Here is a 13,457-nt window from a genome sequence, read left to right on the forward strand (position 1 = left end):
TGCCTCGCAATGGAAGGCAAAACATCACTTTTGCGAGATCGTCACTTCGCCAATATCACCTCCCACGAAAGCATAGCCAGGCGCGGCATCTCCAGGATAATCGCCTACCGGTGATCCGCGATCGATCCCGACATCGAATGTCTCATCGATTGTAAAATAGGTCGGCAAGGTCATTGTCAGCTTGCCCGCATCCACCCTTTGCCCGTCGATATTCAAGGTGACGGCCGCCCCGCTCGCGAAGCCCGGCCCCTGATAGGCCACATCGACAGCGATCTTATGCGCACCGGCGGAGAGCGGCGCGGCGCTACGAAGATCAAGCGCCTGCACGTCATAGGCCCGATAGCGGAACACCGCATGGTGGTCCGCGTCGAGGAAGATCGTCCAACCGGCGGACTCGCCGCCCACCGCGGCGATCACGCCCCGAGCAGTGGGATCCGTCCGCAAAGTTGCTGAAATGCCCCAAGAGCGGTTCTGCACTTTGGGCAAGGCCGTTTCCGGTATTCCTGCGGCGCCGGCGTGGAAGGTTGCCTGTTTGACGCCCGCCGCAAGATCGGGAAGGCCGCGCCCGAACAGCCTTGGCCCGGAGATGGGAAGAACCTGGTTGGCAGCCGCCTCCTGTTCGAACAGGCGCTTCATCTCCTCCAGTCTGCCCGGTTCTTTCGCGGCAAGATCGGTCGATTCCGAAAAGTCGCTACGCAGATCGTAGAGTTGCCACACGTCCTTGGCCGGATCGGTATCCTGCAGCGCCACCTTCCAGGGCACGGGCCCGTGATTGGCCATGGCAAACCACCCGTCATGATAGATCGAACGACGCCCGAACACCTCGAAGTACTGCGTTGTATGCCGCTCCGCGGCCTTGGGCGCATCGAAGGTATACCTGAGGCTGACGCCATTCATCGGCTTTTGCGCGATGCCATCCACACCCGCAGGCGCTGCGATACCGACGATGTCCAGCAGGGTCGGAACCACATCGTTGATGTGCCCGAACTGGCTGCGGAGCCCCCCCTTGTCCTTGATGCCGTTGGGCCAGGTGATCACCATCGGATTGCGAATGGCACCAAGGTGCCCTGCCATCGACTTGCCCCATGGAAACGGCGTGTCCGTCGCCCAGGCCCATGCCGCGTTGACGTGGGCATAGGCGTTGCGCGTGCCGATATCGTCCAGTCGGGCATCGGTGACCGGCGGCGCGGGAAAGCCGATAAGGCCGCGCAGATAGCTGAGCGATCCCGCGGTTCCGCCCTCCATGCTCGCACCGTTATCGCCCACGAGATAGACGATGACGGTGTTGTCGTACTGGCCGCTGTCCTTCAGTGCCTGAACCACTTTGCCGACTTGTGCATCGGTATGGGCAAGGTAGGCGGCATAGGCTTCCATCAGCCGTGAGGAGAATTTCTTCTCCTCTGCACTCAGGCTTTCCCACGCGGGAAGTTCGGCAGGGCGCGGCGTCAGCTTGGCGTCTTTCGGGATGACGCCAAGACGCTTTTCACGCGCGAAGATTTCTTCACGCAGTTTGTCCCAACCCTGATCGAACTGGCCGCGATAGCGATCGATCCACGCCTTCGGCACCTGGATCGGGGCATGGATGCCGCCCGTTGCCAGATAGAGGAAAAACGGCTTGTCCGGCGTCACCGAATGCTGGCGGCGCAGCCAGTCGACGGAGTGCGCGGCAAGGTCTTCGCTCAGGTGATAGCCGGCACCTGCCGGTCGCATAGTGGGCGTGGTCCCGTTGAACAGCGTGGGTTCGAACTCGCTCGTCTCGCCGCCGATGAAACCATAGAAGGATTCGAACCCCTCGCCGGTCGGCCAACGATCGAAGGGGCCGGAGGGCGACATTTCCCAATCCGGGGTCTGATGCCATTTGCCGAACGCCGCCGTACTATAGCCGTTCTCACGCAGGATCTCGGCGATCGTCGCGGTATCCTTGCCGTGATAGCCGCTGTAGCCGGGGCGGGCGTCGGCCGTGTTCATGACCGCGCCGATCCCGGTTGCATGTGGATTTCGGCCGGTCAGCAGCGCCGCGCGGCTGGGCGAGCAGATGCCGGCGGTATGGAACCGATTGAACCGCAGCCCGTCCTGCGCAAGCGCATCGAGCGCGGTGGTCTGGGCCGGCCCGCCGAATGTGGAGGATGCCCCGAATCCGACATCGTCCAGCAGCACGATCAGGATGTTGGGAGCACCCTTTGGCGCCGGCTTCTGGATAAGGGGCGAGGCAGCAACCGGCGCCAGCGATGGGGCGGGAGGCGGCACCGATTGCGCCAATGCACCCGTTATGGGTGTCAGCCCCGCAACGGTTAGCGAAGCGGTTAGCAAGAGGCGGCGGCGAAAGATCATGGTTGCTCCCCTGAAGACGCTCCAGTTCCGGCGCATGGCCATGACGGCTCACGCGCGAAGGCGCTGCCGGAAAGGCCGGAACTAGATCGCAAAAATGGTAAATGCGTCTCCGGTGGACCGGTGCGCCGTGCCCCAGACCTAGCAGAGTGGGAGGCAATATCTAATGCATAACGAATGCCAAATTGATAACTCTGGGTAATGGATATCGATCTGACCAAACTTCGGCATGTCATTGCCGTTGCCGATTACCTCAGCTTTTCGAAGGCCGCCCAGGCACTGCGGCTGACGCAACCCGCGCTCAGCCGCAGCATTGCCCGCACGGAACAGCAGTTCGGCGTGACGATTTTCGACCGTGGGCGCAGCGGCGTATCGGTAACCGGTCAAGGTGCGACCATCCTTGCGGAAATGCGCGATCTGATCGCCCACGCCCGCGAACTGGAAACCAATCTTCGTATCTACGGCCGTGGCGAGGCCGGCAGGGTCAAGCTTGGCATCGGTCCGCAGCCTGCCAGCATCTTTCTTGCGAAGCTGGCAGCATCCGTCATTAATTCCCGGCCACGGCTGGATTTGCAGGTAGAGATCCGCTCATCCGAACAGCTTTTGGAAGATGTCCGCGCAGATCGCGTGGACGCAGCCCTGATCACCGACTTCAACATGGACGCCGCCGGCTTGATAGTGGAATCTCTTTGCAAGCTTGATCGCGGCATTCTGGTGCGGCGGGATCATCCATTGGCCGGCCGCGTGCCATCGGCCGAAGATCTATATCGTTTCCCGGTCGCCTGCGGATCGCACATTCCCATGCCCGCACGCCACGCAGGCCTGTTCGTCTGCAACAACGATCACATCGTTGGTGAAGTGGTGAAGCAATCCGACCTTGTGTGGTTCGCGTCGCCCAAGGTTGTCGAAAGCGAGATCGCGCGCGGTCACATCGTGGCGCTGGAACTGGACGACCTCGTGCATGGCACTCTTTCGGCGGTACTCGTGCGCCGAACCCACGGAGCACCTTCCCCCGCGCTGACATTTGTGATCGATGAACTGAAGCGGCTGTCCGGAGCGAATTGCCCTTCGGCCCAAAGCTGAGAGCCTTTGTTGATGATGCCCACCGTCATCACGCTCAAACGGAAAAGTTCTGTCAAATTGGCACCTTCGCCGTGCCGCAGCGGCTCCTTCCGGCCTTCAAGACCGATCAGTCTAGAATACAACAGAAACGGCCAAGGCAGGCCCCTGTCACCGCGGTAGTCCTTCGCAAGGCTCTTCTTTCAGGACCAACTCGTAATGGATTTCATCCGCCACTTGCCCGTCGGGCCATTCAAGCGATGTTCGGCCAACACATTTGAAGCCGTGCGAGGTCATAGCCCGTTGTGAGGGGATGTTACCATCCACGATGGCTCACCCTGACCTGGTTCATGCCGCGAGCACGCGCCCAAGCTATTCGAGTCTCGTAAATCAGCCGCGAAAGGCCCTTGCCCCGCCATTCGGGTTTAAGTTGTCAATATGATTTCAGGACTGCTCGATGCGTGCCTTAATTTCCCAACAAAATGGCAGCCGGTGGACAGAAATGATATCGGCCAGCATCCACGAGGCATTCGTGCAGAGCATTCCAACCCTTGAGAGATTGGCGCTGAATGGGTGGCCTTCCCTGGAAACCGCGGAGTTCGCAGGAAGGCTGTTTCGCACCGCAGGCGGCTGCACGAAGCGGGCCAATTCTATCAATGCCTTAAAGCCCGATACTGACTTCAGTGAGGTTTTTGCTCGTGCAGAAGGATATTATCGTGCGCGCGGGCTTCCTCCTATCTTCAGAATTTCGGCGCTCGCTTCGCCTGATGCCGAGAACGAGCTCAAAAGGCGCGGCTATGATGTGGCAGAGCCCTCGGTGGTCATGTAGGGCAGGATGGGGATGCTGTAGCGTTTGCCTTAGGGGTGCTCGAAGCTGCTCACTGCGACACATACCATCAGACTTCTTGCCAAATAATGTTCTGGAAGCAGACCAACGCCTCAGCGTGACGAGCCATAGCGATCACTACGGAATGGCCGCTACTCTGCATTTCTCGCCTGAAACCGGCCGGTCTCTTCCCGGCCAGTCTTGAGCATCCAGAATGGGAAAGCGGACAGGCCGCAATTGAGAACGAAAAATTGGATCCTGAGCGACTAGGAAGGGTGGGATCCACCACAAGCACCTGCCCAGCTTACTCTAGATTCCGCCGACATAGCGGCCGTACACGAGGTCAAGCGTCCTCCCTCATAGCGGCTATACGTTAATGTGCTAGATTGGATCTATTAATCGGCTAGCTCAACATCAGCGGACAAAGCCTTCGATCTTCTCAACCAGCGTTTGAGGAATTTCGTCGGGAATGAAATGCCCGCTGTCGACCCTGACCACTTCGGCATCGGGCGCCTTGGTTGCCAGGACGCCTTTCAGCCACGCATAACCCGGCCCGCCAAGTGCGAGCACCGGCATCTTAAGCGGCGCATAGCCATCGTCGTCGACGATGTCCTGGGGAAAGGCCTGATACCATCCATCGCCCGCCCGGATGGCATCTCGTGATGCCGTAGGCTGCAGCATAGACGTCCCGGTCGAGCGCATCGATCGAGCGTTCGTCTTGGGTCAGGTAGTGGAAGAACCAGTCCTGCTCCATCCGGATACGCCCATCGCCCGCCATCTTTTCGTGCAGCTCGGGAACCTGGTGATAAGCGAACCACCAGACATAGGCGTGTGAACCGTCGCCAACTTTGTCACCAAATGTGCCCAGCGCCGGCAGCATCGGCCATGTCGCAAGTCCTGCATCCGGCGGAGCGACGTCGAGAAGTACCAGCTTGCTCGTCAGGTCTGGATGATTGGCCGCAAAGCTGTAGGCGACCATCGAACCGATATCATGACCGACTATATCGACTTTACCGAGGTTAAGCTGGCGTACGAGCCCCGCAATATCGGCAACCATGGTTTTCTTGTCATAGCCACCGGCAGGCTTGTCAGAAGAACCCATACCGCGCAGATCGACCGCGATCACCCGCCGATCTCGCGCAAGTGCCGGCATGACCTTGTGATAAGACCACCAAGTCTGAGGCCACGCCGGAAGCAATATCAAAGGAGGGTTTGCGCTGTTTGCCGCGCCTCCTTCAACGTAATGAAGACGCACGCCGCCGACTTCAACGAAGCCTTGGCGGAATCCCGGCAAATGCCTGAGCAACGCTTCATCGGATGTTGCGGGCGTCGTGATCGCACTGGGCGAAGCTGCCAAGGCCGAGCCTGCTACCATTACGGGGCTAGCCGAAAGCACCATGAGTGCAATTCGCAAAGTGAAGTTCCGGATCATGTTGTACTGCTCCCTGAGCCAGAATGGCTGCGGCGTCGGTCGGATATTCGCATAGCGCAGCGCACGATGCGCGCGCTGCCAGACGCGTGGTTACTGACCTCGTCCACACGGCTGCTTCACTCATTCCTGGGTATGAGATGCTTGTTACTAGCGCCCGCCGCCGGATCACGGCGGGCGGGCGCTTGGGGACCACAGGAACCTTGGTCAGATCTGGACCTGACCGCCATCGACGAAGAGTTCCACACCGTTGATGAAGCTTGCCTCTTCCGAGCTGAGGAACAGCACGGCCTTGGCGATTTCCGAGGGCTGGCCGATACGGCCGGCCGGGATCAGCCCGGCAAGATAGGCCTTGGTATTCTCGGCATCCTCGCCGCCGCCGAACAACTCGTCGACACCCGGGGTATCGGTGACGCCGGGGCTGACGGCGTTCACGCGGATGCGGCGATCCTTCAGATCGAGGATCCAGTTGCGCGCAAAGTTGCGCACGGCCGCCTTGCTGGCGCTGTAGACGCTGAGCGCCGGCGTGCCCGAGATGCTCACGGTCGAGGCGGTCAGCACCACTGAAGCACCGTCACGCAACAGCGGGAGAGCCTTCTGCACGGTGAACAGCACGCCCTTCACATTGGTGTCGAAGGTCTTTTCGTAGTGTTCCTCGGTGATCGCGCCGAGCGGCGCGAACTCGCCGCCGCCGGCATTGGCGAAGATCACGTCGATCGTGGAGTGCTGCTGCTGGACCGCATCGTAGAGGCGGTCGACATCGGCCAGCTTGCTCATGTCGCCGCGTACGCCGGTGACCTCGCCGCCGATCGCCTTGACCGCCGCGTCGAGGGCTTCCTGTCGCCGTCCGGTGACGAACACCGATGCGCCTTCGTCCGCGAAGGCCTTGGCCGTTGCAAGACCAATCCCCGTCGTGCCACCGGTGACCACGACAACCTTGTTTTCGAACCTGTTAGCCATGTCATTCTCCATTCGTGCATTCGGTGGGAAACCGTTTCCCTGCCGCTGGAGAACAAATGCATCCGGAACGATCTTGGCTGTAGACAGCAAAATCGCTACTCATCGTTCTATCAATGGAACGATGAGTAGGACCTGCGATGCGTCATCGTCGCAGATCCGAATTCCGCCTGCCCAATCTTGCCGAGGATGCCTCAGGTGATCGCCAGGCTGTGCGTGCACTCGCCAGATCGCAACCATGATGCCGACCACTTGGCGAGATGCTCAGGCTTCATCACCGCCGCCATCGACCGACTGCCGACAACCCTCACACCATAGGTGGCAAAAGCCGAAAGCCTCCTCCTCAGATGTTACGTCAGGCATACTCAGGGATGATTTCGGATCGAACGTCTTTCTGGTGAAATCAAGCCAAGACAAACCCACCCGGAAAGGCAAATGTTCCAGTACTTCGAAACAATGATCTGATTTTATCTGACTTTTCCGAAAAACCGGTCTTCGCCAGAAGTCACCTCGCCGGCTGAGGAAAAACGGCTTCGCCCCTAATCCGCCCGACCACACACACCGAAGGACCAGCATCATCGGTTATGTCACCACCAAGGACGGCGTCGAAATCTTCTACAAGGACTGGGGCCCGAAGGATGCCCAGCCCATCGTTTTCCACCACGGCTGGCCGCTCTCGTCGGACGAATGGGACGCGCAGATGCTGTACTTCCTATCCAAGGGCTTTCGCGTCGTCGCTCATGACCGCCGGGGCCACGGCCGCTCACAGCAGGTGAGCGAGGGTCATGACATGGACCACTATGCCGCCGATGCCGCTGCGGTGATGGAACACCTCGACCTCAAGAACGCGGTCCACATCGGCCATTCAACCGGTGGCGGTGAAGTCGCGGCCTATGTCGCCCGCTACGGCATCCCGCAGGGCCGCGTAGCCAAGGCCGTGCTGGTCAGCGCCGTACCGCCGATCATGCTCAAGACGGAAGCCTATCCGGGCGGCTTGCCGATCGAAGTGTTTGATGGCCTGCGCGCCGGCTTGCCGCCAACCGCTCGCAGTTCTTCCGCGACGTTGCCGCCGGCCGTTCTACGGATTCAACCGCGATGGTGCCGATGTGAAGCCTGCCGTGATCGACAACCGGTGGCGCCAGGGCATGATGGGCAGCGCCAAGGCCCACTATGACGGCATCAAGGCCTTCTCCGAAACCGACCAGACTGACGATCTGATCGGCCGGTAAACCGGCTCGCCAGCCAAGTCGGAAAGCCAACGCGGTCCGCATAGGCCTTGCGCCCCGGAACCCGCATCCGGATCGAAGTACCGGCTCCCGCTCGGGATTCGACCGTCAGCCTGGCCCCGATGCTTTCCGCACGCTTCTGCATCCCCAGGAGGCCAAAGCCGGATCCCGAATCTCCAGGGCTCTCAAAACCCGAACCATTATCGGCCACCACGACCTCCAGAGCGCGCCTACCGAACGTCACCTCGACAGTGACGGTCTGCGCTCGCGCATCGCGCGCCGCATTGAACAGCGCCTCTGCCACGATCTCGCGAACTTCGCGAATAACCACGACATCGACCGGTCGAACGTGCCCATTTACCGAGACCGACCTGTCTACATCGGCCGCGAAGGGCATTTCCATCATGACCTGCTGCAGCATGGCATCAAGGTCGACTGGGCTGTCCTCCAGATGCAGGTTGTGAACGCGCAGTTTGCCCTCGGCAATGAGCGCATCGGCCCTGTCGAGGCTTTGCTCCAATTCCTCGATGGGGATCGGGAGTCTGCATCCTGGACGTAATCGCCTGAATGCGCATGACTTCCTCAAGCATTAGCGCCGCATCGCAACTCCGCTTTGAGAAAACCGCATTTTCCTACATCAGCTTCCTCAACCTTGCTGCCGCAAGGTTATGGCTGAAGCACTTTGTCAACGTGACCTAAGTTCATCTAACGACGGGTGGAACGATCTTCCACTACTTGTCAGCGTCGAACTGTCTTAGCTCTCGTCATGACTGCAGGCTGCGTGGCTCGAGGCTCCGCGGCGCCACTCGGTTAGCACCAACCTCGTCTGTTCATGCTGGTGATCGTATCGAGGAAAGCCTGCTCTCGAGGGGCCGTAATGACCACCGAAGACCGGAATGCTGCCTAGGCGGCGTGGACAAATTTGAGCCAGAGTCTGGCGGTGGCAAGATGGACCATGCCGAGGAAGCTGTTGGCGAGTTGATCGTATCGGGTGGGCTATGGCACGGTTGATTTTGAGCTGTCCAAACATGCGCTCGATACGATTGCGCTGCCGGTAGAGGGCCCGATCATAATCGATTGTCACGCGGCGATTTGATCTGCCCGGAATGACGGCTTTGATCGTCTTTCTGCGAGGTCGGCGCGGATAGCATCGGCATCATAGCCCTTGTCTGCAAGGAAGGCATCCGGTGCGCGTTCGGGCAGATCGATCAGGGCATCATACGCTTTGCAATCCGCTCCTTCGCCACCGGTCAGAATGAAGGCGAGCGGTCGCCCGAGGGCATCAGCCAGGCAGTGAAGCTTACTGGTGAACCCGCCCCGCGAGCGGCCAAGAGCGCGTCGATGAGTCCCCCTTTTCCGCCCGCTGCCGAGACGTGGGCGCGGACTGTGGTGCTGTCGATGCTGTAATGGCCGCTGCCCACCATGACCTCGGCCGGCGTAACCGCGACCGTCTCCCAGACCCCGGCTTCACTCCAACGCCGGAACCGCCGATAGATGGTGTTCCAGCTACCGTATTTGGGCGGCACGTCTCGCCATGGAGCGCCGCACCGAAGCCGCCAAAGTATGCCGTTGATGATCGAGCGGTTTTGCTCGGGCCGCCTTACCCCGGCCACGGTTTTCAGGCTCAATTGGCAGCAAGCCCTTCAGAATGCGCCATTCTGCTTCAGTGAGATCGCCCTGCTCAAACATGCCTCCAAAAGGCAGCCTTGAATCAATCCGTCCGCGCTTCGTCAATGACGTTTGGCTTTCCCGCCCTTAGCCCGCCCGGACGTTGCCCCCGCTTTCTTCTCGCGGCACTATGGCAGCGGAGGAAATTCCATGCACGATATGCGTCGAGCACGCCAAGACCTAATCGCAGACGTTTGGCTGTATCCAACCGATCAAGGTGGCAAATCGCAGTCCGTCTTCTCGGGATGGGGCTGCCCCTGCAAGACGACCCTTAATCCTGAAGAACCCGCTTGGGATGGCTGGCCAATTCTGGGGGAGGTGGAATTACGGCACGGCGAAACCGGTCGCTTCTGCTGGATGTTCCTATCTGGCGAGCAGGCCGCATCCACGATGAAGAAAGCCGGAAAATTCTACCTGTGGGAAGGGCGCATCATCGGTGAAGCCGTCGTTGTGACCGAGTAACTCCCAATCCCAATTTGTCCACGCCGCCTAGGGTGCAGCCGAGGTCAAACGATCCGACAGCCTTTCAATGATTTAATCTCAACATCGTCGAACTCTATGCGCCTTCAAAGTGGCATCGCTCACGATTTACATGGGCAACATAATTTCATTTCATGTCGCTGAAGACAGATCAACAGATATAATTTTTTCTAGACAATAAATATTAAATATTAAAACACTCAAACGGTAAATAAAATCATATTAGATTACCCATCCCCAGCCGCCATCACCGATGACATTTCAATGCAGATATATAAATATTGAAAATCAGCAAAATATTTTCACGCCGACCATTTGGATTATTTATCTGTATAGTCGAAAATTTATAACGCTGCTAGACATAACCATGGCACCCTGATCATTTGCGTCAGCGGCCCGGAATCAAAATTTAGGCTTATGACATATAATAGAGACGAGAAGCCCGGATTTCGCCAACGAGGCGGCTCGATTAACTCTAGGAAGGGTCATTTGAATGATACGGAACCCATACGCTTCTGGCGCTCGGATGCGGCCGGTGGTCCTGGCTATTCTCGCTTCGCTGGCAGTGAGTTCTAATCCGATTGCGGCGGCCAGTTCAGGTAAATTCTCGAAAAATCCTATGGTTAGCGCACCAATAGAAGACATGGAATCTGCTATCGCAAAAAATATTATATTGAATGACAAAGATGTTCAGATCGATACCGTTCCTGTACGGTATATGGAAACTGTAAAGAGTTTGTTGGGCCTACATGCGGAGGAAGTGAATGCCGCGAATTCCGGAATAAGGGCGCACGTTTCCAAATCCGACGGTTCGGTCAAGGTAGTATACCGCTTCGAAACCAATGGCAAAACTCCTTTGGAAAATATTTACCTCTTTTCAAAGGACGAAACGCTTGCCGTTCTGGTGACGGAAGTAAACAGGACCGCTACAATCGAGCCCACGAAGTGGGTACAGTCATGCAACAAGTTCACCGGATGCCAGAATGTTCTCTCAGGCGGAGGCACAACTTACACCGTTTGGAATGAAGCGGAAATTCCACTTTCCTTCCTTGAGCATTTTTCGGAAAGCGCAAATGATCCGGTCGATCACATCACATTCAGCAATGTCAACGACGCCAAGAAAGCGGCGAAAATCGACGGTGGCCAAAACCTCTTGTTTCGGTCCGAGGCGATTGCATTCCTTCACGTGCTGCAGGCTGAGCGGGTTAAGATCACATCTGATCTCCCGAACGCTACCAAGCTGTAAAGATCTCATATGAAGGGTATTTTAAGGTCGGCCGCGCTCAGGACGGGCGCAATTGCTGGGTGTACATTCATGCCCGCTGCTGCCTCCACCGCACAAGGTCAGACCGTTCCCATCGAGCAGCGATTGCAGAATGTTCCGCCGACGTGGCAAGAACAACAGGATAAGGCGATCCAAAAGACCGGTTTCGCATTGTGGCTTTCCGCGATCGATAGGGCGATCCGGTATTCGTCGAGCGAAATGTGTGGTGCCCACACCTCTCCCTTCATCTCTGACGGGCCCGACGGAATGATCATTGCGAGCCGGGCCGCGTCGAAGACGCCTTACAAGGCAGCCGGAAACGCACCGTACACGGTAGCCGATATAGTATGGGTTGACCCCTTGATTGCATCATCGCTTCGCCGCGGGGAGGTGGTTTTTGAATACCGGGCTTACGACTCTTCAAAGCCCCCCATCGGCAGGCGATATCTGGGCGCGGGCAATGAAGTGGCAGTCGATGTCTATCCCAGACGGACGGCAATCACGGGCCTTCCTGAGGTAGATGCAAATATACTGGCTCAGAATGACATTGATGTTGGGTTAGTTTCGTATGATGGTGAGAAATTTACTGTTCTACCAAAAATTGAAAAACCTATTGAACAACCTCTCATATGCAATGGGCATGCGGGCACGATTGGAGGTGGATTGCTGGCCAGCGGCGGTTTGACGAATATTTTTTCAAAAGCGGTTGGAGATAGAGAGTATTTCCATTTCCCGCAACACTATCTCCAAGGAGGTGAAATAGTTACAAAATCATACGTAAGTTATTATGATGGCGTCCAGCAGGCATTTTCCGAGCAGGAATTGCAATGGATGCTAGCCGATCATTTCGCCACGGATGTCGCCTTCGTGTTTTTAACGCCGGAAAAGCGGACGCGATTTGTAAACTCTCTCAAGCCTTTCCTGATGAGTTTGGGCAAAAAGCTGGGGATCGCTTCCGAAAAGGCCGCCGGCGTCACGCGTGTGTGGTACAGAGATCCAACATTATTGTTGACCGTGTATGTCGGCGCGAATGCAGGTTTCCCATCGGACGGCTACGCCGACTTTCTCGACAGCCGGGAGCGCTACCTGCATGGCTCGGTAGACCCTGATTTGAGCAAGCTCCGGCATGCAGCGATAGATTTTTGGACTGCGGAGATGGAGCGCCATCGGAAGCCCGGCAAACGGGTCATACCAGACATGAACATCGTGACCGCCGAGATGGACGAATTCGTTTTGAGCAACCAGTAACCCCAGCTTGAAAGAATTCACGCCTACGGCTGAAACGGTGGCGACTTCGGTCTGCATTCGGATGAAAATTGTGAAAGCCGAAGTCCGTCCACTGTTGCCGCGAGCCGACGCTCGGGCCGCCATAACTATTGGTGGCAATGGGACGTGCCTCGCCGCTAGCGCGCTGCCCAGCTCCTCCGTGAGTTGGTCGCGACCTGCCAGCACCGCCCCGCCCCGCCAAGGATTTCGCCGACAGAGCTACTGTTCGACGCCTCATTTGGGGACCCTGAAAATCGCGCTCACCCATCTGCTAGTGACGGTGAACGGCTAGTATTAGGACGTCATGCACAAGGTCGCCAGGCCGTATCTGCCACCGGACTTTTCCAGTTGATGCACCAGTGTCATCGTGATCCGCGCGCCCGACATTCCCAAGGGATGGCCGAGCGCAATCGCACCGCCGTTGGCATTGACGCGCTGCGCGTCATCCGCGAGCCCCTGACTGGCAAAAGCCTCATTGAGTTCGATGGCATCGAACTGCGAAATGCCCATGCCAAGGCGGGCGAGCAGCTTCTGTGTCGCCGGTAGCGGTCCGATACCCATCACCCGCGGCTCCACACCCGCCGATGCCATGCCGACGATGCGCGCCCGCGGCGTCAGTCCGTGCGCTCTGGCGGCGGCTTCGCTGGCGATGATCATGGCAGCAGCACCGTCGCTGATGCCCGAGGCATTGCCCGCCGTGACGGTACCGTCAGGACCGAACAGCGGCTTGAGCCTGCCCAGCGCCTCAAGCGTGGTATCCGCACGGGGGTGCTCGTCCTGACTCACCTCGACCGTTTCGCCCCGCTTCTTGCCCGGCACGTGTACCGGCACGATCTCTTCCGCGAAGAAACCACTGCGCTGGGCGGCGACGGCGCGCTGCTGACCGCGCAGGGCAAAGGCATCCTGATCGGCACGGCTTACGCCGTAATCGATCGCCACCCTTATGGCGGATAG

Annotated in this window: 11 protein-coding genes and 2 pseudogenes; 6 read left to right on the forward strand and 7 right to left on the reverse strand. The window is 58.3% G+C overall.

Features of this window, described 5'->3' with window-relative positions:
- Positions 1 to 24: 24 nt before the first annotated feature.
- Positions 25 to 2,331, reverse strand: a complete 2,307-nt coding sequence (locus ACZ1JC_RS03355) for an arylsulfatase (RefSeq protein WP_465139313.1) — start codon at positions 2,329 to 2,331, stop codon at positions 25 to 27.
- Positions 2,332 to 2,529: 198 nt separating this feature from the next.
- On the opposite strand from ACZ1JC_RS03355, the gene ACZ1JC_RS03360 reads away from it, so the two are divergent.
- Together ACZ1JC_RS03360 and ACZ1JC_RS03365 are read left to right on the forward strand one after the other, a co-directional pair.
- Complete coding sequence (locus tag ACZ1JC_RS03360) at positions 2,530 to 3,411, forward strand: LysR family transcriptional regulator (RefSeq protein ID WP_465139312.1); 882 nt, start codon at positions 2,530 to 2,532, stop codon at positions 3,409 to 3,411.
- A 433-nt stretch (positions 3,412 to 3,844) separates the two neighbouring features.
- On the forward strand, positions 3,845 to 4,216 hold the full coding sequence (locus ACZ1JC_RS03365) for a GNAT family N-acetyltransferase, cg3035/Rv0428c family (RefSeq protein WP_465139311.1): 372 nt from the start codon (positions 3,845 to 3,847) through the stop codon (positions 4,214 to 4,216).
- Positions 4,217 to 4,627: 411 nt separating this feature from the next.
- Here ACZ1JC_RS03365 and ACZ1JC_RS03370 read toward each other — a convergent pair whose 3' ends face one another.
- The 3 genes from ACZ1JC_RS03370 to ACZ1JC_RS03380 form a co-directional block, all read right to left on the reverse strand.
- Positions 4,628 to 4,789: a hypothetical protein gene (locus ACZ1JC_RS03370; protein ID WP_465139310.1), complete on the reverse strand. Its 162-nt coding sequence runs from the start codon at positions 4,787 to 4,789 to the stop codon at positions 4,628 to 4,630.
- Between the two features lies 1 nt (position 4,790).
- A complete protein-coding gene (locus tag ACZ1JC_RS03375) occupies positions 4,791 to 5,645 on the reverse strand; it encodes an alpha/beta fold hydrolase (RefSeq protein WP_465139309.1) in 855 nt (284 codons plus the stop codon).
- A gap of 204 nt (positions 5,646 to 5,849) precedes the next feature.
- Positions 5,850 to 6,602: an SDR family NAD(P)-dependent oxidoreductase gene (locus ACZ1JC_RS03380; protein ID WP_465139308.1), complete on the reverse strand. Its 753-nt coding sequence runs from the start codon at positions 6,600 to 6,602 to the stop codon at positions 5,850 to 5,852.
- 697 nt (positions 6,603 to 7,299) lie between these two features.
- Between ACZ1JC_RS03380 and ACZ1JC_RS03385 the strand changes: the two genes are divergently transcribed.
- Positions 7,300 to 7,773: an alpha/beta fold hydrolase gene (locus ACZ1JC_RS03385; RefSeq protein ID WP_465139307.1), complete on the forward strand. Its 474-nt coding sequence runs from the start codon at positions 7,300 to 7,302 to the stop codon at positions 7,771 to 7,773.
- A gap of 5 nt (positions 7,774 to 7,778) precedes the next feature.
- Here the strand turns inward: ACZ1JC_RS03385 and ACZ1JC_RS03390 are convergent, their stop codons facing one another.
- Both ACZ1JC_RS03390 and ACZ1JC_RS03395 read right to left on the reverse strand, forming a co-directional pair.
- Positions 7,779 to 8,345, reverse strand: coding sequence for a sensor histidine kinase (locus ACZ1JC_RS03390; protein ID WP_465139306.1), 567 nt, complete (start codon positions 8,343 to 8,345; stop codon positions 7,779 to 7,781).
- A gap of 383 nt (positions 8,346 to 8,728) precedes the next feature.
- Positions 8,729 to 9,514, reverse strand: a pseudogene (locus ACZ1JC_RS03395) (IS5 family transposase).
- Positions 9,515 to 9,643: 129 nt separating this feature from the next.
- Between ACZ1JC_RS03395 and ACZ1JC_RS03400 the strand changes: the two are divergent.
- The 3 genes from ACZ1JC_RS03400 (at position 9,644) to ACZ1JC_RS03410 (ending at position 12,485) form a co-directional block, all read left to right on the forward strand.
- Positions 9,644 to 9,955: a hypothetical protein gene (locus tag ACZ1JC_RS03400; protein WP_465139305.1), complete on the forward strand. Its 312-nt coding sequence runs from the start codon at positions 9,644 to 9,646 to the stop codon at positions 9,953 to 9,955.
- Between the two features lie 553 nt (positions 9,956 to 10,508).
- Positions 10,509 to 11,219 carry a hypothetical protein gene (locus ACZ1JC_RS03405; RefSeq protein WP_465139304.1) on the forward strand — a complete coding sequence of 237 codons (711 nt, stop codon included), beginning with the start codon at positions 10,509 to 10,511 and terminating at the stop codon, positions 11,217 to 11,219.
- A gap of 69 nt (positions 11,220 to 11,288) precedes the next feature.
- Positions 11,289 to 12,485: a hypothetical protein gene (locus ACZ1JC_RS03410; RefSeq protein WP_465139303.1), complete on the forward strand. Its 1,197-nt coding sequence runs from the start codon at positions 11,289 to 11,291 to the stop codon at positions 12,483 to 12,485.
- A gap of 312 nt (positions 12,486 to 12,797) precedes the next feature.
- Here the strand turns inward: ACZ1JC_RS03410 and ACZ1JC_RS03415 are convergent.
- A pseudogene (locus ACZ1JC_RS03415) lies at positions 12,798 to 13,454 on the reverse strand (acetyl-CoA C-acyltransferase); the annotation flags it as partial.
- Between the last annotated feature and the right edge of the window lie 3 nt (positions 13,455 to 13,457).

It is taken from the genome of Sphingomonas sp. BL-S-28 (assembly GCF_055521515.1).

Coding starts and splice junctions, on each gene's coding strand:
- ACZ1JC_RS03370 (WP_465139310.1), bottom strand. CDS start 4,789: ATGCCGGTGCTCGCACTTGGCGGGCCGGGTTATGCGTGGCTGAAAGGC.
- ACZ1JC_RS03360 (WP_465139312.1), top strand. CDS start 2,530: ATGGATATCGATCTGACCAAACTTCGGCATGTCATTGCCGTTGCCGAT.
- ACZ1JC_RS03355 (WP_465139313.1), bottom strand. CDS start 2,331: ATGATCTTTCGCCGCCGCCTCTTGCTAACCGCTTCGCTAACCGTTGCG.
- ACZ1JC_RS03400 (WP_465139305.1), top strand. CDS start 9,644: ATGCACGATATGCGTCGAGCACGCCAAGACCTAATCGCAGACGTTTGG.
- ACZ1JC_RS03365 (WP_465139311.1), top strand. CDS start 3,845: ATGCGTGCCTTAATTTCCCAACAAAATGGCAGCCGGTGGACAGAAATG.
- ACZ1JC_RS03380 (WP_465139308.1), bottom strand. CDS start 6,602: ATGGCTAACAGGTTCGAAAACAAGGTTGTCGTGGTCACCGGTGGCACG.
- ACZ1JC_RS03385 (WP_465139307.1), top strand. CDS start 7,300: ATGCTGTACTTCCTATCCAAGGGCTTTCGCGTCGTCGCTCATGACCGC.
- ACZ1JC_RS03410 (WP_465139303.1), top strand. CDS start 11,289: ATGCCCGCTGCTGCCTCCACCGCACAAGGTCAGACCGTTCCCATCGAG.
- ACZ1JC_RS03375 (WP_465139309.1), bottom strand. CDS start 5,645: ATGATCCGGAACTTCACTTTGCGAATTGCACTCATGGTGCTTTCGGCT.